The organism is Microbacterium sp. cx-55 (assembly GCF_021117345.1).
Taxonomy (GTDB): domain Bacteria; phylum Actinomycetota; class Actinomycetes; order Actinomycetales; family Microbacteriaceae; genus Microbacterium.
In genome coordinates this window covers 2641151-2663821 of the sequence record NZ_CP088261.1, presented here as the reverse complement: position 1 = coordinate 2663821, position 22671 = coordinate 2641151, and the positions used below count along the sequence as shown (strand labels likewise).

Annotated in this window: 21 protein-coding genes; 16 read left to right on the top strand and 5 right to left on the bottom strand. The window is 70.0% G+C overall.

Features of this window, described 5'->3' with window-relative positions; genetic code table 11:
* Nucleotides 1–66 precede the first annotated feature (66 nt).
* From LQ938_RS12585 to LQ938_RS12570, 4 genes are all read left to right on the top strand, one after another.
* Nucleotides 67–1773 (top strand): long-chain-fatty-acid--CoA ligase, encoded by a 1707-nt coding sequence (locus LQ938_RS12585; protein ID WP_223722723.1) that lies wholly within the window; start codon nt 67–69, stop codon nt 1771–1773.
* Between the two features lie 69 nt (nt 1774–1842).
* Nucleotides 1843–2130 (top strand): hypothetical protein, encoded by a 288-nt coding sequence (locus LQ938_RS12580; protein WP_223722724.1) that lies wholly within the window; start codon nt 1843–1845, stop codon nt 2128–2130.
* Nucleotides 2131–2174: 44 nt separating this feature from the next.
* Complete coding sequence (locus tag LQ938_RS12575; RefSeq protein ID WP_223722725.1) at nt 2175–2456, top strand: hypothetical protein; 282 nt, start codon at nt 2175–2177, stop codon at nt 2454–2456.
* A 22-nt stretch (nt 2457–2478) separates the two neighbouring features.
* Nucleotides 2479–3150 (top strand): pyridoxal 5'-phosphate synthase, encoded by a 672-nt coding sequence (locus LQ938_RS12570; RefSeq protein WP_223722726.1) that lies wholly within the window; start codon nt 2479–2481, stop codon nt 3148–3150.
* Nucleotides 3151–3186: 36 nt separating this feature from the next.
* Here LQ938_RS12570 and LQ938_RS12565 read toward each other — a convergent pair whose 3' ends face one another.
* Nucleotides 3187–4815, bottom strand: a complete 1629-nt coding sequence (locus tag LQ938_RS12565) for a sensor histidine kinase (RefSeq protein ID WP_223722727.1) — start codon at nt 4813–4815, stop codon at nt 3187–3189.
* Nucleotides 4816–5161: 346 nt separating this feature from the next.
* Between LQ938_RS12565 and LQ938_RS12560 the strand changes: the two genes are divergently transcribed.
* From LQ938_RS12560 to LQ938_RS12545, 4 genes are all read left to right on the top strand, one after another.
* Nucleotides 5162–6430 (top strand): ammonium transporter, encoded by a 1269-nt coding sequence (locus LQ938_RS12560; protein ID WP_223722728.1) that lies wholly within the window; start codon nt 5162–5164, stop codon nt 6428–6430.
* Nucleotides 6431–6508: 78 nt separating this feature from the next.
* Nucleotides 6509–7123 (top strand): hypothetical protein, encoded by a 615-nt coding sequence (locus LQ938_RS12555; RefSeq protein WP_223722733.1) that lies wholly within the window; start codon nt 6509–6511, stop codon nt 7121–7123.
* Between the two features lie 103 nt (nt 7124–7226).
* Nucleotides 7227–8516 carry an O-acetylhomoserine aminocarboxypropyltransferase/cysteine synthase family protein gene (locus tag LQ938_RS12550; RefSeq protein WP_223722734.1) on the top strand — a complete coding sequence of 430 codons (1290 nt, stop codon included), beginning with the start codon at nt 7227–7229 and terminating at the stop codon, nt 8514–8516.
* Complete coding sequence (locus LQ938_RS12545; protein WP_223722735.1) at nt 8516–9115, top strand: CoA-binding protein; 600 nt, start codon at nt 8516–8518, stop codon at nt 9113–9115. The genes LQ938_RS12550 and LQ938_RS12545 overlap by 1 nt, the downstream gene beginning before the upstream one ends.
* Nucleotides 9116–9157: 42 nt before the next feature.
* Here LQ938_RS12545 and LQ938_RS12540 read toward each other — a convergent pair whose 3' ends face one another.
* Nucleotides 9158–9838, bottom strand: a complete 681-nt coding sequence (locus tag LQ938_RS12540; RefSeq protein WP_223722736.1) for a hypothetical protein — start codon at nt 9836–9838, stop codon at nt 9158–9160.
* A gap of 91 nt (nt 9839–9929) precedes the next feature.
* Here LQ938_RS12540 and LQ938_RS12535 point away from each other — a divergent pair, with 91 nt between their 5' ends.
* The 5 genes from LQ938_RS12535 (at nt 9930) to LQ938_RS12515 (ending at nt 13974) form a co-directional block, all read left to right on the top strand.
* Complete coding sequence (locus tag LQ938_RS12535) at nt 9930–10943, top strand: SDR family NAD(P)-dependent oxidoreductase (RefSeq protein WP_223722737.1); 1014 nt, start codon at nt 9930–9932, stop codon at nt 10941–10943.
* Between the two features lie 106 nt (nt 10944–11049).
* Entirely contained in the window at nt 11050–11853 is an 804-nt protein-coding gene (locus LQ938_RS12530) for a sulfite exporter TauE/SafE family protein (RefSeq protein ID WP_223722738.1), read from the top strand.
* Between the two features lie 132 nt (nt 11854–11985).
* A complete protein-coding gene (locus tag LQ938_RS12525; protein WP_223722739.1) occupies nt 11986–12432 on the top strand; it encodes an FAS1-like dehydratase domain-containing protein in 447 nt (148 codons plus the stop codon).
* The gene (locus tag LQ938_RS12520; RefSeq protein ID WP_223722740.1) at nt 12429–12836 is read left to right on the top strand and encodes a MaoC/PaaZ C-terminal domain-containing protein; all 408 of its coding nucleotides are present in this window, start codon (nt 12429–12431) and stop codon (nt 12834–12836) included. Before LQ938_RS12525 ends, LQ938_RS12520 begins: the two co-directional genes overlap by 4 nt.
* A gap of 1 nt (nt 12837) precedes the next feature.
* The gene (locus tag LQ938_RS12515) at nt 12838–13974 is read left to right on the top strand and encodes a UDP-N-acetylmuramate dehydrogenase (protein ID WP_223722741.1); all 1137 of its coding nucleotides are present in this window, start codon (nt 12838–12840) and stop codon (nt 13972–13974) included.
* Nucleotides 13975–14475: 501 nt separating this feature from the next.
* Here the strand turns inward: LQ938_RS12515 and LQ938_RS12510 are convergent.
* A complete protein-coding gene (locus tag LQ938_RS12510) occupies nt 14476–15675 on the bottom strand; it encodes a pyridoxal phosphate-dependent aminotransferase (RefSeq protein ID WP_223722742.1) in 1200 nt (399 codons plus the stop codon).
* Nucleotides 15676–15755: 80 nt separating this feature from the next.
* Between LQ938_RS12510 and LQ938_RS12505 the strand changes: the two genes are divergently transcribed.
* Together LQ938_RS12505 and LQ938_RS12500 are read left to right on the top strand one after the other, a co-directional pair.
* Nucleotides 15756–16535, top strand: a complete 780-nt coding sequence (locus tag LQ938_RS12505) for a coenzyme F420-0:L-glutamate ligase (RefSeq protein ID WP_223722743.1) — start codon at nt 15756–15758, stop codon at nt 16533–16535.
* Nucleotides 16536–16655: 120 nt separating this feature from the next.
* Nucleotides 16656–17666, top strand: coding sequence for a hypothetical protein (locus LQ938_RS12500; RefSeq protein ID WP_223722744.1), 1011 nt, complete (start codon nt 16656–16658; stop codon nt 17664–17666).
* A gap of 109 nt (nt 17667–17775) precedes the next feature.
* On the opposite strand, the gene aceB is transcribed toward LQ938_RS12500, so the two are convergent.
* A complete protein-coding gene (gene aceB / locus LQ938_RS12495) occupies nt 17776–19431 on the bottom strand; it encodes a malate synthase A (RefSeq protein WP_223722745.1) in 1656 nt (551 codons plus the stop codon).
* A 290-nt stretch (nt 19432–19721) separates the two neighbouring features.
* Complete coding sequence (gene aceA, locus LQ938_RS12490; RefSeq protein ID WP_223722746.1) at nt 19722–21038, bottom strand: isocitrate lyase; 1317 nt, start codon at nt 21036–21038, stop codon at nt 19722–19724.
* Nucleotides 21039–21181: 143 nt separating this feature from the next.
* Between aceA and LQ938_RS12485 the strand changes: the two genes are divergently transcribed.
* Entirely contained in the window at nt 21182–22645 is a 1464-nt protein-coding gene (locus tag LQ938_RS12485) for a helix-turn-helix transcriptional regulator (protein ID WP_223722747.1), read from the top strand.
* The last annotated feature ends 26 nt before the right edge of the window (nt 22646–22671 follow it).

The following is a 22671-nucleotide window of genomic DNA, read 5'->3' as shown; positions in this document are numbered from 1 at the left end:
CTTCGGGATGACCCGCGATCTGTCAATATGCCCGAGCATGCATCTGTCGACGGCGAGGATGGGGGCATGAACTCCGAGTCGAACCCCTACGCATCCAAGCCGTGGCTGAAGGCCTACGCGCCCGGCGTCCCGGAAACGATCGAGGATCCGACCGAGTCGCTGGTCGACATGATCGACGCCAGCGTCCGGCTCTACGGGCGCAAGCCCGCGCTCGAGTTCTTCGGCGCGGTGACGACGTATCGGGAGCTCGGCGAGCAGATCGACCGCGCCGCGGAGGGGCTTCGGCGTCTCGGCGTCACGGCCGGTGACCGCGTCGCCCTCGTGCTGCCGAACTGCCCGCAGCACGTCGTCGCCTTCTACGCGATCCTGCGCCTCGGGGCGATCGTCGTCGAACACAACCCGCTGTACACCGCCCGCGAGCTGCGCCACCAGTTCGAGGACCACGAGGCGCGCTTCGCGATCGTGTGGGACAAGATTTACGACACCGTGGCTGCTTTCCCGGCCGACCTGCAGCTCGAGAAGACGATCAGCGTCGACTTGACCACCGAGCTGCCGCTCGGCAAGCGCCTCGCACTCCGCCTCCCGATTCCGAAGGCGCGCACGGCTCGGGCGCAGCTCACGCAGAAGCCGACCGCCCGCCGTCCGCTCGAGTGGGCTCGGCTCGTGCAGTCCCGACGGTTGTCGCGCCGGCATCCGCGTCCGGCCGTCCGCGACATCGCGCTGCTGCAGTACACGAGCGGCACCACGGGATCCCCGAAGGGCGCGATCCTCACCCACGGCAACCTGCGCGCGAACGCCGAGCAGGGCCGCGCGTGGGTGCCGGGGCTGCGCGAGGGCGACGAGGTCTTCTACGGCGTGCTCCCGCTCTTCCACGCCTACGGAATGACGCTCTGCCTGACGTTCGCCATGAGCATCGGTGCGCGACTCGTGCTGTTCCCGAAGTTCGATGTCGGCCTGGTGGCGGATGCGGCGCGCCACAGCCCGCCGACCTTCCTCCCCGCCGTGCCGCCGATCTACGACCAGCTCGCCCGTGCGGCATCCCGCAACACCATCGACCTGTCGACCGTGCGCTTCGCGATCTCCGGGGCGATGAGCCTCCCGATCGCGACGGTGGCCAAGTGGGAGCACGCCAGCGGCGGGCTGCTCGTCGAGGGCTACGGCATGACGGAGACGTCCCCGGTCGCCCTCGGCAACCCGATCGGACCCTCGCGCCGCCCCGGCACCGTCGGGGTGCCGTTCCCGAGCACCGAGATCCGCGTCGTCGACCCCGATGACCCCACGGTCGATCGGGCGCCGGGGGAGGCCGGGGAACTCCTCATCCGCGGTCCGCAGGTGTTCCAGGGGTACTGGCGGCGGCCGGCGGAGACGTCGGCGACTCTCCTCCCCGACGGATGGCTGCGCACGGGCGACATCGCGTCGGTCTCCACCGATGGATTCGTCACGATCGTCGACCGGTTGAAGGAGCTCATCATCACGGGCGGCTTCAACGTCGCGCCCTCGGAGGTGGAGAGCGTGCTCGAGTCGCATCCGGACGTGACCGCGGCGGCCGTGGTGGCCGTCTCCCGACCCGACGGTGCCGAGCAGGTCGCGGCGGCCGTCGTGCTGCGGGACGGGGTGGACCTGGATGCGGATGCGCTCCGCGACTACTGCCGCACCCGCCTCGCCGCCTACAAGGTGCCGCGGCGCATCGAGGCGATGGACGACCTTCCGCGTTCGCTCATCGGCAAGGTGCAGCGCCGCGAGGTGCGCGAGCGGCTGCGCGCGTCCGCCTGAGTCGACGGCGCGGATGCGGGCGCTGTCAAGGGTGCCTTCGCGCGTCCGGCACGGCCTAGCGTCGGGCGCATGAACGCTGAAGATCGCACCCGCATCGCCGCCGGAGAGAACGACGAGCTGCCGCCCGCGCCCCCGGCGCAAGGGCTCTCGGAGGAGGAGTCGCTCCGGAAAGACATGGCATACAGCCCGGCCAGCGAATCCGAGACCGCGCAGAAGCAGGCCGAGGGCAGCCCCGCCGCGCAGAACGATCCCGACATCGACGAGGACGATGTGAAGGTCGAGCCCGGAACGGGCGGACCCGATGACGTCGGCGACGTCGATGTCGACCCCGGCGACCTCAACCTGCCCTGGCGCTGACTGGCGCGGGCCGCCGCATCCGACGCACGACGAAGGAGCTTCCCATGAGCGACAACCTGCCCCGCACGCGCGACGCCGACGACGCGACGCACGACGACGCCCCGCCCACCGACGCGGTCAGCGACGAGGTGAAGACCGCTGCTGCCGACGGCGACGGCAGTGCCGTCTCACCCGGCGCGGCCGATGTCGAGGCGGCGAAGGATGCGGCCGCGGCGACGGATGAGGCGGAGCACTCCGAGGCCGACATTCCCGGCATCCCCGACACGGTCGGCACCGACGAGCGCCTGCCGGGCACCGACGCGAGCGCCCCGGCCGACGCGTCGTGACGCGCGCGGGTAGGGTCGCGACGTGACCGATCCCGCGCCGAACCCCGCACGCATTCCGCTCTCCGGCGACGCCGGCCTCGTGCTCCCGGAGTTCGATCGCCCTCCCGCCGACCCCCTGGTGCTCGCGAAGGAGTGGCTGCGGCTCGCCGATGAACGTGCGGTGAGCGAGCCGTTGTCGATGACGCTCGCGACCGCATCCGCCGAAGGGAGCGTGTCGGCGCGCACGGTCGACGTCAAACGGCTCGACGAGCGGGGCGTCGTGTTCGGCTCCTCGACCGAGAGCCGCAAGGGTGCCCACCTCGCCGAGAATCCGCGTGCGGCGCTGCAGGCGTACTGGCGCGAGACGATGCAACAGCTGCGGTTCGAGGGCGCGGTCGAACGGATGACGGATGCGGAATCCGACGCGCTCTTCGCCGACCGTTCGCCGAAGTCCCGCGCGGCCACCGCGGTCGCTCACCAGTCGGCGCCCTTCCCGGCCGGCCCGGAGTCCACCCTCGCGGGACTGATCGAGTCGGCGAACGACCTCCTCGATCGCTACGGCGACGCGGTCCCGCGCCCCGCCAGCTGGGTCGCCTACCGCCTGGTTCCCGAGACCGTCGAGTTCTGGCACGGCAGCCGTGACCGGATGCATCGGCGCCTGTCGTACCGGCGCTCCGCCGCGGGCGGTTGGGACGCGGAGCGCCTCCAGCCCTGACGCGGGGCTCGCGCCTCACGCGCGTCGGCTCCGCGCTCAGCCCGTCGGGATGTCGATCGTGAACGTGGTTGCCGCATCCGGAACGCTGTCGATCAGGATGTGCCCGCCGTGCGCCGCGACCACCTCGCGAGCGTTGGTGAGTCCCAGCCCGAATCCCTGCACGGCACGCGAGCGCGCAGATGCGGTGCGGTAGAAGCGGTCGAAGATCCTGCGCTGCTCGGCGTGCGTGATGCCGACTCCGCGGTTGGTCACCGCGACGGTGATGCGGTCGTCGACGCGCCCGACGCGGACCGTGATCGCCGTGCCGTCGTCGCCGAACTTCACCGCGTTCGTCAGCAGCTCCGTGACCGCGTCGGTCAGGCGGGGGAGATCGACCCGCGCGGCGAGCGTGGCCGGAGCATCCAGCGCGACGGTCATCCCGCGCCGCGACGCCGCCGTGCGGGTGTCGTCAACCGCTCGAAGGATCGCCGGCACGAGGTCGACGTCGCTCCGCGCCAGCGGGCGTTCGTCGTCGTTCGCCGCCAGCAGCTCGCCGATCCGGTCGACGAGGTCGTCGGTCTTGCGCGTCACGATCTGGATGTACCCGTGCAGCCGCTCGTTCTCGGGGCTCACGGCTTCATCGATGAGGTCGAGGAACCCGGTGATCGACGTCATCGGGGTGCGCAGCTCGTGCGACACCGTACGCAGGAACTGTTCGCGTACCTCGATCGCATCGGCCAGTTCGGTGACGTCGTAGGCGACGACGACCGTTCCGAGCACTTCGCCATCGTCGCGGTACACCCGTCTGGCCGACGCCATGATGGCGACCTGCGCATCGGGTGGGCCGAGCCACTCGACGTGGTCCTCGATCGTCTCACCCCGGAGCGCACGCGGAATGATCTGGTCCGCGTAGGGAATCTCGCTCCGCCGGTCGGCGGCGAGCACGTTGTCTCCGGCATACGGCGGTTCGTCGAGTCGGAACCCGACCATCCCCACCATCCGGTGCGCGAGTTCGTTGGCGACATCGAGCCGCCCGTCGGCGTCGTAGAACGCGACGCCGGCGGACACCGTGTTCAGAATGCTGAGTGCGAGGGCTTCGGCATCCTGCGCGGCCCGCAGGGCGATCTCCTGATCGTGCTGGGCTGCTCTGACCCGCGCGGAGTTTCGCCGCAGATGCCGTGCCGCGATGTACACCACGACCGCGACCCCGACGATGAGGACCGGAAGGGTGATCAGGCGTGCCCACTCGATCGGGGTCGTCGGCCAGGTGTTGCCCACGAAGAAGCCGAACGAGGTCATGAACACGGCGCCCAGCACCGCGACAACGATCCCGTACCAGGGGAATCCGTAGGCGAGCCAGAAGATCGGGAAGACGGCGAGCATCGTCACCGCGGGGAGGTCGGGGAGGAGCTCTGCGCGGATGAGGGCGACGGCGGCCATGTCGATGACGGCGACCGACATCATCCACGGCCGGGCGAACTGCTCCCACGGCACCCAGAGCGCTGCGACCGACGCGGCGAACGCGAGGACGTAGCCGCCGACCATGAGCGGCGACAGAGCGTCATCCGGGAGCGCGAACCACGTGACGAGCGCGAGGAAGAGGGCGCCGAGGAGGAACGGCAGCTGCGCGCGTAAGAACACACGCCGCCGCCCGCTGCGACTGGCCTCCAGTTCGAACAACGGCATGAGCCTGCCCCCCTCGATCGGGGAGTCGCGGCCGGAGGATTCCGACCGCGCCCTCGCGATGAGCCGACCGTATCCTGCCCGCGCGAGCCCGCCCTGCCGCACACCCCGGGGCGGGCGCAGTGGTATGCGGGTGCCTTGCCGTCGCCGCGGGCGATCGGGGCCCGACCGGGCACCCTCACCGGAGACGCCCGGCACCTTCCACGGGCCCCGCAATCTGTTGTTTACACGAAGGGGGCCTCTCGAAACCTGCAGGTAACACAACGACCCGCGCGGTGAAACGAACGCGCGACAAGCTGTGGGCTACCCGACGCTACGCCCTGCGTCCCTGCAGAGAGGTCTCTTCGAGATGGACCAAGGAAACACCGCCTTCATACTCATTTGTGCAGCCCTCGTGCTGCTGATGACCCCCGGACTCGCCTTCTTCTACGGAGGCCTCGTCAAGGCCAAGAGCGTCATCAGCATGATGATGATGAGCTTCGGCGCGCTGGGCCTCATCGGCGTGCTGTGGGTTCTCTACGGCTACGCCATCGCCTTCCCCGGCGCAGAGGGCACCATCGCCCCCTGGCAGATCGACTGGTCGGCCCTCGGCCTGAACAGCCTGCTCGAGGCTCCGGAGGGTTCTGCCTACCCGCCGCTCGCCTTCGTCGCCTTCCAGGCCACGTTCGCCATCATCACCGTCGCGCTGGTCTCGGGTGCCATCGCCGACCGTGCCAAGTTCGGCTCCTGGATGATCTTCGCCGCGCTCTGGGCGACGATCGTGTACTTCCCGGTCGCCAGCTGGGTCTTCAACTTCGGCCTCGCCGATGACGGCAGCTTCGCCTACGGCGGCTGGATCACCCACGGTCTGCAGGAAGCGTTCGGCCTCGGCGCGATCGACTTCGCCGGTGGTACCGCGGTGCACATCAACGCCGGTGCGGCAGCTCTGGCTCTCGCGCTCGTCCTCGGCAAGCGCGTCGGCTTCCAGAAGGGCGTCCACGTCCCTCACAACCCGCCGTTCGTTCTCCTCGGCGCCGGCCTCCTGTGGTTCGGCTGGTTCGGCTTCAACGCGGGCTCCGAGCTCGCCGCCGACGGCATCGCGGCACTCGCGTTCGTCAACACGATCGCCGCTCCCGCGGCCGCTCTGCTGGCGTGGCTCGTCGTCGAGAAGATCAAGGACGGCAAGCCCACCTCGGTCGGCGCAGCATCCGGTGCCGTTGCGGGTCTCGTCGCGATCACCCCGGCCTGCGGTTCGCTGCACCCGATCTGGGCGATCCTGCTCGGCCTCATCGCCGGTGCGGTCTGCGCCCTGGCGATCGAGCTCAAGTTCAAGATCGGCTTCGACGACTCGCTCGACGTCGTCGGCATCCACCTCGTCGGTGGTCTGATCGGAACGCTGTACCTCGGCTTCTTCGCCAACGGCACCGGCCTCTTCGTCGGTGGTGACGGCACCCAGCTGCTGGTGCAGGCGATCGCCGCCTTCTCCGTGATGATCTACTCCTTCGTGCTCGCCTTCATCATCGGCTTCGCGATCGAGAAGACCATCGGCTTCCGCGTCAAGAACGAAGACGAGATCGCGGGCATCGACACGGTCGTGCACGGCGAAGAGGGCTACGTCCTCGCCGACAGCAAGGCCTGATCCCACACCACGAAGTGCGGGGCGGCGTCCATTCGCCGCCCCGCACTTCTGTCTTCCGACAGGGAACCCGCTCTTCCGATGACCGAGAACGGCATTGAACTCCGCTCCCCGGCGGGCTCTCACGACCTCCCGCGGCTCGTCCCCTTCCGGGGGCTCCCGCGACAGCCGCTGCAGGACGGGCGGGGGACCGTCCGCGAGATCCACGTCGAGACCGCACCCGGGCTCGACCTGCGCTGGCAATTGCAGCTCGTCGAGCTGAAGGGCCCGCGGGCCACGCTCCTCGCCCCGGCCGGTACCCACCAACGCATCGTCGGACTGTCCGGGCCGCAGGTGAGCGTCGGCGACGCGGTCGATCGCGTCGCGGCCCTCGGGCGCGACCGCGCGCTGTCGGTGCGGTCGCCCACGATCGTGTTCCAGCGTCCGCGGCTGCGGGTCGCGGGCGCCAGCGTCGTGGTCGTGCTGACCGCAGCCGCATCCGGGCCCCCGCCCCGCCTGTCGTTCCGAACCCTCGACGATCCGACCGACCTCGTCGGCATATCGCTCGTGCTGCTGCTCCAGGGCGAGCTCCGGGTCGACGGCGTCGAGGCAGCGCGACAATCCGCACTCCTCCTCGATCCGCGCACGACCTCGCACGTGACGGCCTCCGCCGCTCGTGTGCTGACGCTCGCGGAGGAGTCGGCCGCGGCGGACTGACCCCCGCCGCACTATTACGGTGGGGGTCGCCGATCGGCCGGCAGCATCCGCGGCGCGGCTAGGCTCGGGAGGCCCCCAGACTCCGACCCGAAGGGTCCGCACCATGGCAGACCGCGAATACGGCTTCCGCACGCGTGCCATCCACGCCGGCAACATCCCCGACCCGGTGACGGGCGCCCGCGCGCTGCCGATCTACCAGTCGGGATCCTTCGTCTTCGACGACACGGATGATGCCGCCGCCCGTTTCGCGCTGCAGAAGTACGGCAACATCTACAGCCGGCTCGCGAACCCGACGACCGCCTCCTTCGAGGAGCGGATCGCGTCACTCGAGCAGGGCCTCGGTGCCGTCGCCACCTCGAGCGGACTGTCGGCGCAGTTCATCACGTTCGCCTCGCTCGCCGGTGCCGGCGACCACATCGTCGCGAGCGCGAACCTGTACGGCGGGTCGATCACCCAGCTCGACGTCACGCTTCGCCGCTTCGGTGTGCAGACGACGTTCGTCGCCTCCTCCGACCCTGCCGCGTACGCCGCCGCCGTGACGCCGCAGACCAAGGCGATCTTCGCCGAGACGGTGGCCAACCCGTCCGGTGAGATCGCCGACATCGAGGGTCTCGCCGCCGTCGCCCGCGATGCGGGCGTGCCGCTCATCATCGACTCGACGGTCGCGACCCCGTATTTGTGTCGTCCGATCGAATGGGGCGCCGACATCGTCGTGCACTCCGCGACGAAGTTCCTCGGCGGGCACGGCACGACCCTCGGCGGAGTGGTGGTCGAGTCCGGCCGATTCGACTGGCAGAACGACCGGTTCCCGCTGTACACCGAGCCCGTGCCGAGCTACGGCGGGCTCGAGTGGTCGGGAAACTTCGGCGAGTACGCCTTCCTCACGCGCCTGCGCGCCGAACAGCTGCGTGACATCGGACCGGCGCTCGCGCCGCACTCCGCATTCCTGCTCGCCCAAGGGGTCGAGACGCTGCCCTTCCGCATGAAGGCGCACGTCGAGAACGCCCGCATCGTCGCGGAGTGGCTCGACGCCGACCCGCGCGTGGAGTACGTCAACTGGGCGGGGCTGCCGCAGCATCCGCATCACGAGCGCGCGAAGAAATATCTGCCGGAGGGGCCGGGCGCCGTCTTCGGGTTCGGCGTCAAGGGCGGACGCGCGGCGGGTAAGACGTTCATCGAGTCGCTCGACCTCGCCAGCCACCTGGCCAACATCGGCGACGCGAAGACCCTGGTGCTGCATCCGGCCTCCACGACCCACGCGCAGCTCACCGAGCAGCAGCTGCTCGACGGAGGAGTGCTTCCCGGGCTCGTTCGCATCAGCGTCGGCATCGAAGATGTCGACGACATCCTCTACGACCTCGATCAGGCGCTCGCCGCCGTACAGGAGGCATGATGGCCGATTCGATCGCCCCGGGACACGCCACCGAGGCGGAGACGATTTCGACGCGGCTCCCGAACGGTCTCACGTGCGCGCTGCCGGCGAACTCGCCGCTCGCGAAGCTGCTGAAGTCGCAGCGCACCTGGGAGGGCCCCTCCGCGAAGGAGCGGCTCCGCATCCTGCGGGCGGCGAAGAGCGTCGCGATCGTCGGGGCGTCCGCGAATCCCGCGCGATCCAGCTACTTCGTGGGGACCTACCTGCAGCAGTCCTCGGACTACCGCGTGTACTTCGTGAACCCGAACGCCGACGTGATCCTCGGGCAGAAGGCGTACCCCGATCTCGCGTCCCTCCCGGAGGTGCCCGACATCGTCGACGTGTTCCGCAAGGCGTCCGACCTGCCCTCGGTGATCGACGATGCGCTCGCCGTGGGCGCGCCGACGGTGTGGGCGCAGCTCGGTATCTGGAACGAGGATGCGGCCCGCGACGGCGAGGCGAAGGGCCTCACGGTTGTCATGGATCGCTGCATCAAGATCGAGCACGCGCGCTTCCACGGCGGCCTGCACCTGATGGGCTTCGACACGGGTCAGATCAGCGCCCGGCGCACGCTCCGCTGATCCTCCGCGCCAGCCCGTCGGCGGGTGTCGTGATGTGAGGTGTCAGGGGATGTACGTCGACATCGCCGTGAGGAACGCGTCGATGTCGAAGCGGAACTGCTCGTCGCCGTAGGCGTCGAAGTCCCGGCGGTCGAGTCGGCGCAGCGCGCCCAGGTCGTCCGCGTCGGCGTGCGCGAGCATGTCGCGGAAGTTCCGGACGTGCGGATGCCCGTCGGCGCCGGATGCGGAGAGCTGCTCGCGCGCGAAACCGACGCTGACGGTGGTCAGGAGGAGCAGCCCGCGGCCCGCAGTATCGTCGTCGAAGCCCGCGGCCAGCATCCGTTCCAGCACGATCTCGGCCGGGCGCACCGACGCGAGGGTCACCTGCGATGAGACCCGGAAGTGCGACATGAGCGGGCCAGAGTCGACGAGCGCGCGCCGCATCGCGTCGGCGAAGATGCGGCAGGCGTCTTTCCAGGAGGCGTCGTCCGGGATGCCGACCGCGCTCATCCTGGCGAGGAAGGTGTCTTCGGCGAGCAATTCGAGGAGGGCTTCGCGCCCGCTCACGTGATGGTGCAGCGCCTTGCGGTCGACGCCGAGGAGGTCGGCCAGGCCCTGCATCGTGAGCTTGGCGGCATCGACCGTGCGTGCGGCGGCGAGGATCGTGGCGCGGTCGAGGCCGGCACGTTCGCCGCGGCCGCGCCGCTGCGGCACAGCGCTCTCGGATTCACTTGGAGTTCCCACTCGCCCCAGCGTAGTATTTCCCGCGCGGGATTAAACCCTCATGCCGTGGGTGTCCGCGTGAGCAGGCAGCACCACTACGAAAGGAACAATCATGAGAGACAACACCGTCCTCACCGCGAACAGCACCATCGGAGCCTGGCTCGAGCACCCGGTCGGCGGCGACCTGGTCCGCGGGCTGCTCGCGCAGTCCGGCGGCACCGAGGAGAGCTTCGCGCCCGTCAAGGGACTGCCGCTGCAGCAACTCGTCGCGCTCAGCCAGGGTCAGCTGCCGCAATCGGTGATCGACGACCTCGTCCGCGCCGTGAACGGCGGAGTCATCCCCGAAGAATCGGAGGCGGCGGGCTGGGTCGAGCGCCTGTCCTCCGGCCGCTTCGCCGGAAAGACCGTCATCGTGACCGGCGCGGCATCCGGAATCGGGCGGGCCACGGCGTCGCGCGTCGCGCGCGAGGGCGGCAAGGTCGTCGCCGTCGACATCTCGGCGGAGCGTCTCGCGGAGTTCTCGGCGGAACTGCCGGATGCGGACATCGTGACCGTCGCCGGAGACATCACCCGGCAGGAATCGGTCGACGAGATCGTCGCGGCCGCCGGCGGGCGCATCGACGCGCTCGCGAACATCGCCGGCATCAACGACGACTTCTCGCCGCTGCACGAGACGACCGACGCGATGTGGGACCGGGTGATCGGGGTCAACCTGACCGGCTCCTTCAAGCTCAGCCGTGCGGTGCTGCCCGCGATGGTCGACGCCGGTCGCGGCTCGATCGTGAACGTCGCCTCCGAAGCCGGGCTCCGCGGCAACGCGTCGGGCAACGCCTATACCGTCTCCAAGCACGGCGTCGTCGGGATGACGAAGTCGGCGGCCTTCATGTACGGCCCGGCCGGCATCCGGGTCAACGCGGTCGCCCCCGGCGGCGTCGCGACCGGCATCCCGTTCCCCCCGAACGTGTCGGCAGCCGGTCAGGCGCGGCTGCAGCCGTTCCAGTCCGCGATCCCGACGATCGCGACCGCGGAGCAGCTCGCCGCATCCATCACGTTCCTGCTGTCGGATGACGGTGTGAACATCAACGGTGCGATCCTCGCCTCCGACGGCGGCTGGTCCGTCCAGTAACGCGTGAGCCCGGTCGGTCCGTCATCGCAGCCCGTGAGCGCCTTTCGGCGCGAAACGCAGCGACGGCGGACCGACCGAGGTCGGCGACGGCGGTAGGCTCGCCTCCGTGACAGACGCCCCCGCACGCGTGTTCGCCGCGCGTACCCCCGCATTCTTCGCGGCCTGCATCGGCACCGGCCTGCTGGCCGGCCTCCTCTCCGGACTCTTCGGCGTCGGCGGCGGAACGGTCATCGTGCCGCTGCTGGTGATGTTCCTGAAGTTCGATCAGCGGCTCGCCGCCGGCACGTCGCTCGCCGCGATCGTGCCGACCGCGACCGTGGGCGTCATCTCCTACGCGGTGCACGGCTCGGTCGCGTGGGTTCCCGCCATCCTGCTCGCCGTCGGCGCGGTCGTCGGGGCGCAGATCGGTACCTGGCTGCTGCCGCGCATCTCGCAGACGGCGCTGCGTTGGGGCTTCGTCGCGTTCATCGTCGTCGTCATCGTGAGTCTGTTCATCGTGGTTCCTTCGCGTGACTCCGAGATCGAACTGACGATCTGGTCGGGCGTCGCGCTCGTGGTCGTCGGCGTGTTCACCGGCATCATGGCTGGACTCATCGGTGTCGGCGGCGGCGTCATCGTCGTGCCGATCCTGATGCTGCTGTTCGGTGCGAGCGACCTGCAGGCCAAGGGCACGTCGCTGCTCTTCATGATTCCGACCGCGGTGTCGGGCACGATCGGCAACCTGCGGCGGAAGAACGTGGACCTCGTGGCCGCCGCGACCGTCGGCATCGCGGCGTGTACGACGACGGCGCTCGGCGCCTGGATCGCGACCCTCCTCGACCCCGCGGTCGCCAACATCCTGTTCGCGGCGTTCCTCGTGTTCATCGGCACGCAGATGTCGATCAAGGCGATCCGAGGCCGTCAGCGCTGATCCGCCGCGCTCGGGCGTCGGCGCTGATCCGCCGTGCTCGGGCGTCAGCGGTGATCCGCCGTGGTCGGGCGTCAGCGGTTTCGTCCGGCGCCGGGCCGGAGCGCCGTCGGAACCGCTCGGTAGGATGATGGTATGCCCGTGAATCCCGAGCTGCTCGGTCGCGCCTTCGCGCCGACGCCGCCGTACCTCGTCGGCCGTGAGAAGGTGCGCGAGTTCGCTCGCGCCGTCTTCGCCACGGATCCTCAGCACACCGATGTGAGCGCCGCCGCCGCCCTCGGGTACGCCGACGTGGTCGCTCCGCCGACGTTCGCGATGGTCATCCAAGATCTCACGATGCAGCAGCTGCTCGCCGAGCCCGACTCCGGCATCGTGCTCGAGCGCGCCATCCACGCCGAGCAGCGGTTCCGCTACTCGCGTCCGATCGTCGCCGGCGACGAACTGGTCGCCCGGCTGCGGGTCACCGGCGTCCGCGCCATCGGCAAGGGCGCGATGGTCACGAGCGAGGCCGACGTGACGGATGCGGACGGCGCCCACGTCGTCACCACGACCTCGGTCCTGCTGATCGGGGGAGAAGAGTGAGCGACGTGCTCGAGATCGGACAGGTCGTCGCAGAACGCGACGTGCACCTGACGCGTGAATCGCTCGTGCGGTACGCCGGCGCATCCGGAGACTTCAACCCCATCCACTACCGCGACGACGTGGCGGCCCGCGTCGGACTGCCGGGTGTGCTCGCCCACGGGATGCTGACGATGGGCCTTTCGATCGAGACGCTCGTGCCCTGGCTCGAGGACTCCGGACGCATCACGGAGTACGGCGTGCGGTTCACCCGGCCCGTGGTCGTGCACCCGGAGGACGGCGCCGATGTGCGCGTCGTCGCGACCGTCGGCGCGCTCGACGACGAGTCCGCCCGCATCGACCTCACCGTGACGCACGCCGACACGACCGTGCTCGGCAAGGCGCAGGTGCGGATCCGGCTGGTCTGAGATGACCGAGATCGACCCCCTCCCGCTTTCGCGGCTCACGACGCTGCAGACCGGCGCGGCGCCCACGAGCATGGCCGAAGCGCGCACGCGCGACGAGCTCGTGGAGGCGCTGCGGTCGATCTGGGCCGCGGGTGACGAGTGGTTCGTGATCGGTGGCGGATCGAACCTGCTGGTCGGCGATGAGCCCTTCGACGGCACCGTCGTCCGCATGCTCACGCGCGGCATCGAACGAGTCGGCGGCGGCCCCGAGGGGACCGTGCGCCTGCGCGTTCAGGCGGGACACGACTGGGATGAGCTCGTCGCGTACACCGTGGCCGAGGGGCTGTCGGGCATCGCGGCGATGTCGGGCATTCCGGGCACCGTGGGCGCCGCTCCCGTGCAAAACGTCGGCGCGTACGGGCAAGACATCTCCGAGACGCTCGTCGAGGTCGAACTCATCGACGAGGCAACCGGTGAGATCTCGGTCGTACCGGCGGCCGACCTCGAGCTCGGATTCCGCACCTCGGTACTCAAGCACCATTACGGTTCGGTGCCCGCGCGCCGTGCGGTGATCCTTTCGGTGACGCTGCAACTCGTCGAGGTCGGACACGGCGAGTTCCCCATCCGCGGCGAACAGCTGCGGCAGGCGCTCGGGCTCGCACCCGGTGCGACCGTGACGCTCGCCTGGGTGCGCGATCACGTGCTCGCGACGCGTCGCCGCAAGGGCATGGTGCTCGATGCCACGGACGCCGACACCGCATCCGCCGGCTCGTTTTTCCAGAACGCGATCGTGTCGGAGCGGTTCGCCCGCACGCTTCCGGACGCGTGCCCGCGCTGGCCGATGCAGGCCGTGATCGAGCCGATGCGGATCATTCCGCTCGACAGCTTCGACGGCTACGTGCCCCCTGCTGTCGATCAGCCCGTGCAGGTGAAGGTGAGCGCCGCGTGGCTCATTGAACACGCGGGGATCGGCAAGGGATTCCACCTGCCGCGCTCGCGTGCGGCGGTTTCGTCGAAGCACGCGCTCGCGTTGACGAACCGCGGCGGGGCGAGGGCCGAGGAGCTCGCCGAGCTCGCCCGGTTCATCCAGCAGCGGGTGCAGCAGGAGTTCGGACTCATCCTGCAGCCCGAACCCGTGCTGGTCGGCGTCGAGCTTTAGGCCCCGGCGGGGCGCGCCGGGTGCGGTGTGCGGTGTGCCCGCCGCGACGTCGAGGGCGGCCCGTGAGCCCCGACAGTGCCCGAGCGGCCCGCGTGGTTCCGCAGTCGTCGGATCGGTGGGGCTGGTGTGCACGGTTGTGACGGTTGAGGCGGTGAGTCCGCGTCTGATCCGACGACTGGGGCGGGTGCTGCCGGTAGGCGCCGGCGACGCGTCAGCGACGCCGGACGAGGGCGACCGCCGCTCGACGCGGCACGACAGTGCCCGCGCGGCCGTAGTGGTTCCGCAGTCGTCGGATCGGTGGGGCTGGTGTACACGGTTTGTGACGGTTGAGGCGGTGAGTCCGCGTCCGATCCGACGACTGGAGTGGATGCGGATGTAGCCGCCCAGGCGAGGAGCCCCCCCAGGCGAAGAGCGCCCCCAGGCGAGGAGCGCCCCCAGGCGAGGAGCGCCCCCCAGGCGAGGAGCGCCCCCAGGCGAGGAGCCGCCCAGCCGAAGAGCGTCTCAGGCGAAGAGCGTCTGCAGGCGCTGCACGCCCTCGAGCAGTGCGTCGTCGCCGAGCGCGTACGACAGCCGCAGGTAGCCGGACGGGCCGAAGGCTTCGCCGGGCACGACCGCGACCTCGGCCTTTTCCAGGATGAGGTCGGCGAGTTCGAGGCTCGTGGTCGGAGTGCTGCCCGCCCACTCGCGGCCGAGGAGTCCGCGCACGTCGGGGTAGACGTAGAACGCGCCGAGCGGGTTCGGCACAGCAACGCCCTCGATCTTGGCGAGTTCCGACACGATCAGGCGGCGGCGGCGGTCGAAGGCGACCCGCATCTCTTCCGCCTCCGTCTGCGGCCCGGTGAGCGCGGCGAGCGCCGCGCGCTGGGCGATGTTGTTGACGTTGCTCGACAGGTGGGACTGCAGGTTGGCGGCGACCTTGATGGCGTCCTTCGGGCCGATCATCCAGCCGACGCGCCATCCGGTCATGGCGTACGTCTTCGCGACGCCGTTGACGAGCAGGGTCTGGCCCGCCAGTTCGGGCACGGCCTCGACGATCGAGACCGCTCGCGCACCCTCGTAGACCAGGTTCTGGTAGATCTCGTCGGTGATGACCCAGATGCCGTGCTGCAGTGCCCACTCGCCGATCGCGCGGGTCTCTTCGGGCGTGTACACGGCGCCGGTCGGGTTCGAAGGAGACACGAACACGAGCACGGTCGTGCGGGGGGTGCGGGCCGCTTCGAGCTGGTCGACGGTGACCTTGTAGTCCTGGTCCGCGCCCGCGAAGACCTCGACCGGCGTACCGTCGGCGAGGCGGATCGCCTCCGGGTAGGTCGTCCAGTACGGGGCCGGCAGCAGCACCTCGTCGCCCGGATTCACGACCGCCTGGAACGCCTGGTACACCGCCTGCTTGCCACCGTTCGTGACGATGATCTGGCTGGGCTCGACGTCGAGACCCGAGTCGCGGTGCGTCTTCGCGGCGATGGCCTCGCGCAGCACGGGCAGCCCGGCGGCGGGGGTGTACCGGAAGTTGGCCGGGTTGGTCAGTGCTTCCGCTGCCGCATCCACCACGAACTGCGGGGTGGCGAAGTCGGGTTCGCCGGCCGCGTAGGAGATGACGGGGCGTCCCGCCGCCTGCAGGGCTTTGGCCTTCGCGTCGACCTTGAGGGTCGCGGACTCGGCGATGGCGGACAACTTGCGGGAGAGGGGAGCGCGTTCGGTCACGCCTGAAGCGTATCTTCCGGGCGGGCCGTGGCGCAGGGCGCGCGCCGCGCTCGGCGTCCGCGGTGTGGAACGATGAACGGATGAGTGCACGCCGCATGCAGGTCTGGGCGCTGGACGGCATCCCCGAGGTGACCGGCGACGACGACCTCGCTCAGCTGATCGGCGACGCGTGGGCGGCGGATGCGGATGGCATCCGCGACGGCGACATTCTCGTCGTGACGAGCAAGATCGTGTCGAAGGCGGAGGGGCGGATGCTGCCCGCATCCGACCGCGAAGACGCCATCACGGCGGAGACCGTGCGGGTCGTCGCGACCCGTGGCACGACGCGGATCGTCGAGAGCAGGCTCGGCATCGTGGGCGCGGCCGCCGGCGTCGACGCGTCGAACACTCCCGAGGGCACGGTGCTGCTGCTGCCGGTGGATCCGGATGCGTCGGCCCGCGCGCTCTGTGCGGCGCTCCGCGAACGGTTCGGCGTGCCGCTCGGCGTCATCGTGAGCGACACGCTCGGTCGCGCGTGGCGGCTCGGGCAGACCGACATCGCGATCGGCGCGGCCGGGGTCCAGGTCGTTGACGATCTGCGCGGCGAGACCGACGCGCAAGGGCGTCCGTTGCTCGTCACGGTGCCGGTGGTGGCAGATGAGATGGCCGCGGCATCCGATCTCGTGAAGGGCAAGGCGACGGGTCGTCCCGTCGCGGTCGTCCGCGGGATGGCGGAGTACGTGACCCCCGAGGTCGATACCCCCGGGGCGCGGACCCTGGTTCGCACCGGCCCGGCCGACATGTTCCGCCTCGGCACCGACGAGGCGCTCGCCGAAGGTTACGCGGAGGGCTTCGCCGCCGGCCGCGCGGCCCGCGACTGAGCGGGCGGGCGCGACTGAGCGCACAGGCGCTGGGAGCGGGTACCGGGCACGCCGCCGGGCGTGCCCGATCGTTAGCCACTCGTTGTCGATCACGGACTAGCCAGTGCCTACCGTGGAGGCATGCGGAGAATCCACGCTGTCGCGGTTCTCGCCCTCGTCGGTGTGCTAACCGCGTGTGCCGCCGGAACGATCCCTTTCCTCACGGGCGCACCTCGGCCCGATGCCGTGCCCGTCGACGCCGTGGTCTGCGCTGACGAATTCGGCCCCGCGGAGGGCGTCGTGGCCGGAAACGTGCCGGAAGGGTTCACGCCGGTGGCCGTGCAGCGCTGCACCCTGTCGGCGTCTCAGCGGGATGAAATCGGAACGTGGGCCGGCCCTCTCAATGAGCGGCTCGAGGGAGACCTGACCGACCTGCTCGCGGCCCTGACGGAGCCGGACGAGGCACCGACCATGGGTGCGTGCTCGGCGGTCATGTGGATGGGGCCCGAACTCTGGTTGGCGGATGCCGAGGGCCGCTACATCCGCGTGCCCTACCCGATGGGAGCGTGCCCTGAGCCCCGGCCGGACGTGCTCGAGCGGATCGAGGCCGCGCTGGCCGCGCTGACGGTGACGGAGGCGACGTTCGTGCAGCGTGCGCTGGTGGAATCGGATGCAGCGACAGCGGCCGGCTGCGCCACCACGGCCGGGATGCTCGTGGCGTTGGCCGGCGTCGCACCCGGCGCGGGGGTCGTGGCGGAAGCGTCCGAGCTCGGCGGCGACCCGGTCGAGGTGATTCCCTGGGAGCCGCCGGCCCTGCCGGATGCCGCCGAAGTGCAGGGGATGCAGCTGTGCCGGTATGCAGTCGGGGTTCCGTCGACAGACGGCGGGTCGCTGACGTCGAATGATCTCGGGACGTTCACCTACGCCGAGGAGCTCGATGCCGTCGCCGCGGGGGAGGCCTTCGCGTCGTTCGCCGGGGCGCCGTCCGCGGGCCATTGCGTGGCGACCGCATCCGTCCTCGTCGTCGCGCATCCGACCGGGCACGCCGCGGCGGGTTTCACGGTCGAGCTCGACGGATGCCAGCGGGTCGTCGGCCCCGACCTGGCTGCCCGCGCTGCCCCGCCCGAGATGCTCGCACTGCTCCAGCCCTGACCCGACCGGCGCAGGCTCTTAACCGCGAGACGGGATCCGGGCGCCGAGACTGCGGGGCAACCCCACGGTCTCGGCCCGAAGATCCCGTCTCGCGGTGTGACGGGTGCGGTCACACCTCCACGAGGTAGCGGGAGTAGGCCACCAGCGTCAGGAAGGTGGGGAACTCGGCGCCCAGCGCGACCTCGCGGAACACGTCGGCGGCATCCTCGAACCGATCGCCGTCGTGGCGGGGGACCTCGCCGAGCACCTGCGTGATGAGTCCCTCGATGTACTCGCGGGTGATGCGCGTACCGTTCTCGGTGGCGCGGTCCTGGTGGATCCACTGCCACACCTGCGAGCGGCTGATCTCGGCGGTCGCCGCATCCTCCATCAGGTTGTCGATCGCGACGGCGCCGAGGCCGCGCAGCCACGCCTCGATGTAGCGCACCGCGACTGACACGTTTCCGTGCACTCCCGCCTCGGTGATCGGCAGGCCGATGTGCACGTCCAGCAGGTCGGCCGGGTTCACCTGCACGTCGTCGCGCTGCCGGTCGAGCTGGTTCGGACGCTCGCCGAGCACGGCGTCGAACTCGGCACGCGCGACCGGGATGAGGTCGGGGTGAGCAACCCAGGTGCCGTCGAACCCGTCGCCGGCCTCGCGCTTCTTGTCGGCCGCCACCTTCTCGAACGCCTGCCGCGTGACCTCGGGATCACGGCGGTTCGGGATGAAGGCGCTCATGCCGCCGATCGCGAACGCGCCGCGCTTGTGGCACGTCTGCACGAGCAGGTCGGTGTACGCCCGCATGAACGGCACCGTCATGGTGACCTGGCTGCGGTCGGGCAGCACGAACCGTGCGCCCCGGCCGCGGTAGTTCTTGATCATCGAGAAGATGTAGTCCCAGCGTCCGGCGTTGAGCCCGGCGCAGTGATCGCGCAGCTCGTACAGGATCTCGTCCATCTCGAACGCCGCCGGCAGCGTCTCGATCAGAACGGTCGCGCGGATCGTGCCGTGCGGGATGCCGAGCTGCTGCTCGCTGAACGTGAAGACGTCGTCCCAGAGTGCCGCCTCTTCGCTCGATTCGATCTTGGCGAGGTAGAAGTACGGACCCCGGCCGCTCGCGATGAGTCGTGCGGCGTTGTGCCAGAAGTACAGGCCGAAGTCGACGAGCGAACCGGATGCGGCCATCGCGCGGCCGCGGCGATCCGTGAACCGGAGGTGGCTCTCGACCAGGTGCCACCCGCGCGGACGCATCACGATGGTCGGCGTCTCGGGAGCGGTGACCTCGTATCGCTTGCCGTCGGCGTTCGTGAACGACAGCTCGCCGCGGATCGCGTCGCGGAGTGATAGCTGGCCCTCGATGACGTTCTTCCAGGTGGGGCTCGTGGCATCCTCCTGGTCGGCGAGCCAGACCTTGGCGCCCGAGTTCAGTGCGTTGATCGTCATCTTCGGGTCGGTCGGCCCCGTGATCTCGACGCGACGGTCCTCGAGACCGGGACCGGCGCCCGCGACCCGCCAGGTCGTGTCGTTCCGGATGCAGGCGGTGTCGGCGCGGAATGACGGATCGTGTCCGTTGCCGATCTCGTAGCGGCGCCGCATCCGCTCGGCGAGCCGGTCGTGGCGTCGTCCGGAGAAACGGTGGTGCAGCTCGGCGAGGAACACCAGAGCGTCGGGCGTCAGGATCTCGTCGTAGCGGTCGCCGGGTCGGCCCAGGATCTCGATCGTGGGCCGGGAGGCGGGTGTCGGTGCAGAGGTGCGGGGCGGTGAGCCCGTGTCCGTGAGGGTCATGATCTGGCTTTCTGTTCGACGCCCGAGGGCGGGCTCACGTGTCGCAATCCGCCCGTCCGAGCACGGATTGCGTCACGTGAGCGGGGGAGGAGGTGTTTCGGGTGGCGCGATCTGTCGTGGGTGGTGACGGATTGCGACACGTGAGCGGGGGAGGAGGAGGTGTTTCGGGTGGCGCGATCTGTCGGGGTGGCGGCGGATTGCGACACGTGAGCGGGATGTGGGAGCGAGGCCCGAGCCCGAGCCCGAGCCCGAGCCCGAGCAGCGAGCCCGAGCCCGAGCCCGCGGCGCGCTCAGTGGAACTGGGCGGTCTCGGTCGAGCCGTGCAGCGCGAGGGTGGCGCTGGTGGGGTTGAGCGCGGTCGAGACGTGGTCGAAGTAGCCCGTCCCGGCTTCGCGCTGGTGCCGAGTCGCGGTGTAGCCGCGGGACTCGGCCGCGAACTCGGCCTCTTGCAGTTCGACGTAGGCGCTCATGGCGCGGTCGGCGTAACCGGAGGCGAGATCGAACATGGAGTAGTTCACGGCGTGGAATCCGGCGAGCGTGATGAATTGGAACGCGTAGCCGAGTTCCGCGAGCTCCGCCTGGAACGTCGCGATCTGCGCATCGTCGAGGTGACGCTTCCAGTTGAAGCTCGGCGAGCAGTTGTACGCGAGCATCTTGCCGGGGAACTCGGCGTGCACCGCGTGGGCGAATGCGCGGGCGAGCTCTATGTCGGGTTCGCCGGTTTCGACCCAGAGCAGGTCGGCGTAGGGCGCGAACGCGAGGCCGCGGCTGATGACCGCATCCAGTCCTGGGCGCACCCGGTAGAACCCTTCCTCGGTGCGCTCGCCGGTCGTGAACTCGCGGTCGCGCGGGTCGACGTCGCTCGTGAGCAGGTCGGCCGCGAGCGCATCGGTGCGCGCGATGATGACGGTGGGGACGTCGGCGACATCCGCCGCGAGACGCGCCGCGTTGAGCGTGCGGATGTGCTGCTGCGTCGGCACGAGCACCTTGCCGCCGAGGTGGCCGCACTTCTTCTCGCTCGCGAGCTGGTCTTCCCAGTGGATGCCGGCGGCTCCGGCCTGGATGAGCGAGTGGGCGAGTTCGTAGGCGTTCAGCGGTCCGCCGAATCCGGCCTCGGCGTCGGCGACGATGGGGGCGATCCAGTCGCGGGTGATCTCTCCTTCGGCGTGCTCGATCTGGTCCTGACGGATCAGCGCATTGTTGATGCGACGCACGACCGACGGCACGGAGTTCGCGGGGTAGAGGCTCTGGTCGGGGTAGGTCTGCCCGGCGAGGTTGCCGTCGGCCGCGACCTGCCAGCCGGAGAGGTAGATCGCCTTCAGGCCCGCGCGCACCTGCTGCACGGCCTGGCCGCCGGTGTAGGCGCCGAGCGCCCGGATGTAGTCCTCGGTGTGCAGCAGGTTCCAGAGGTTCTCGGCGCCGCGGCGCGCGAGCGTGCTCTCCTCACGGACCGACCCGCGCAACCGGACGACGTCGTCGGCGGTGTAGGTGCGCGAGACGCCATCCCAGCGCGGGTCGGTGTCCCAGATCTCCTGAAGCTCCGTCGCCGTCTGCGTCTGGTCGCCCGCACGGAGGGGCGGCTGGCCGGGGGTCGCGTGGATGGTCATGTCGGTCTCCTGTGATCGGATGCGGGGACGATCGTTGTCCCGGCGGGTTCGTGGCTCCACTCTGAGTGAAGAACAGCCCCCGAAACCGGCATTCGTGAGGAGAAGATTGCTCGTTCTTCTGTTCTCGTGGCACAATCCGGTCCATGACGATCACAGAAGATCTGCATGGCGAGGATGCCGAAGCCGACGCGCTGACCATCGGACGCCGCATCCGGCAGTTGCGTGCGCAGCGAGGGATGACCCTCGACGAGCTCTCGGCCGCGGTCGACCGTGCCCCGAGCCAGCTGTCGATGATCGAGAACGGCAAGCGGGAGCCCAAGCTCACTCTTCTCCGGTCGATCGCGAAGGCGCTCGGATCGACGATCGATGCGCTGCTCGAGGCCGAACCGTTGGACGAGCGCGCGTCCCTGGAGATCTCGCTGGAGCGGGCGATGCGCGGGCAGACCTTCCAGGCCCTCGGGATCGCGCCGTTCCGGGTCGGCAAGTCGGTGCCGGATGACGCGCTTCGCGCCATGCTGGCGTTGCAGGGCGAGATCGAACGCCTCCGCGACGAACGCGCCGCGACGCCCGAGGAGGCGCGGCGCGCGAACGTCGACCTCCGTCACCTCATGCGGCAGCAGAACAACTACTTCCCCGACCTCGAGGAGCAGGCACGCCGCATCCTGGATGCGGTCGGCCATCCCGGCGGGCCGCTCACGCAGCGCTCCGCGAGCGACATCGCGGCGCATCTCGGGTTCACACTGCACTACGTCGCCGATCTGCCGCAGACCACCCGGAGCGTTGCCGACCTCGCCCACGGCCGGCTCTATCTCTCGAGCAAGGTCACGCAGAAGGGCGACTCGCGCACGGCCGTGCTGCAGGCGCTCGCGAGCCGCATCCTGGGGCATCGGGAGCCGACGAGCTACGCCGAGTTCTTGCGGCAGCGCGTCGAAACGAACTACCTCACCGGCGCGATGCTGATCCCCGAGGCCCATGTTGTGCCGTTCCTCGCCGAAGCGAAAGCCGACCGGGCGATCTCGATCGAGGATCTCCGCGACCTGTATTCGGTGTCGTACGAGACCGCCGCCCACCGCTTCACGAATCTCGCGAGCGTGCACCTCGGCATCCCGGTGCACTTCTTGAAGGTGCACGAGTCGGGCACGATCACGAAGGCTTACGAGAACGACGACGTGAACTTCCCCGCCGACCGGCTGGGAGCGATCGAGGGGCAGTTGTGCTGCCGCCGCTGGACGAGCCGGGTCGTGTTCGACGTCGATGACCGGTTCAATCCGTACTACCAGTACACCGACACCGGCAACGGCACGTACTGGTGCACGGCGCGTGTGGAGAACTCGAGCGAGGGCCAGCATTCGGTGAGCGTCGGCGTGCGCTTCGACGACACCAAGTGGTTCCTCGGTCGAGACACCCCGAACCGCGGCGTCTCGAAGCACTCGGTCGAGGTCTGCTGCCGTCGCGCGCCGGCCGATCTCGAGGCGGCGTGGCGAGAGAACTCGTGGCCGAACGTGCGGACGCCGCGAACGCTGCTGGCGACCTTGCCGACCGGCGCGTTCCCCGGCGTCGATACGACCGAGGTGTACGAGTTCCTCGCCGCGCACGCGCCGGTCTGAGCGGGGCCCGACTCAGCGCGGCGGGG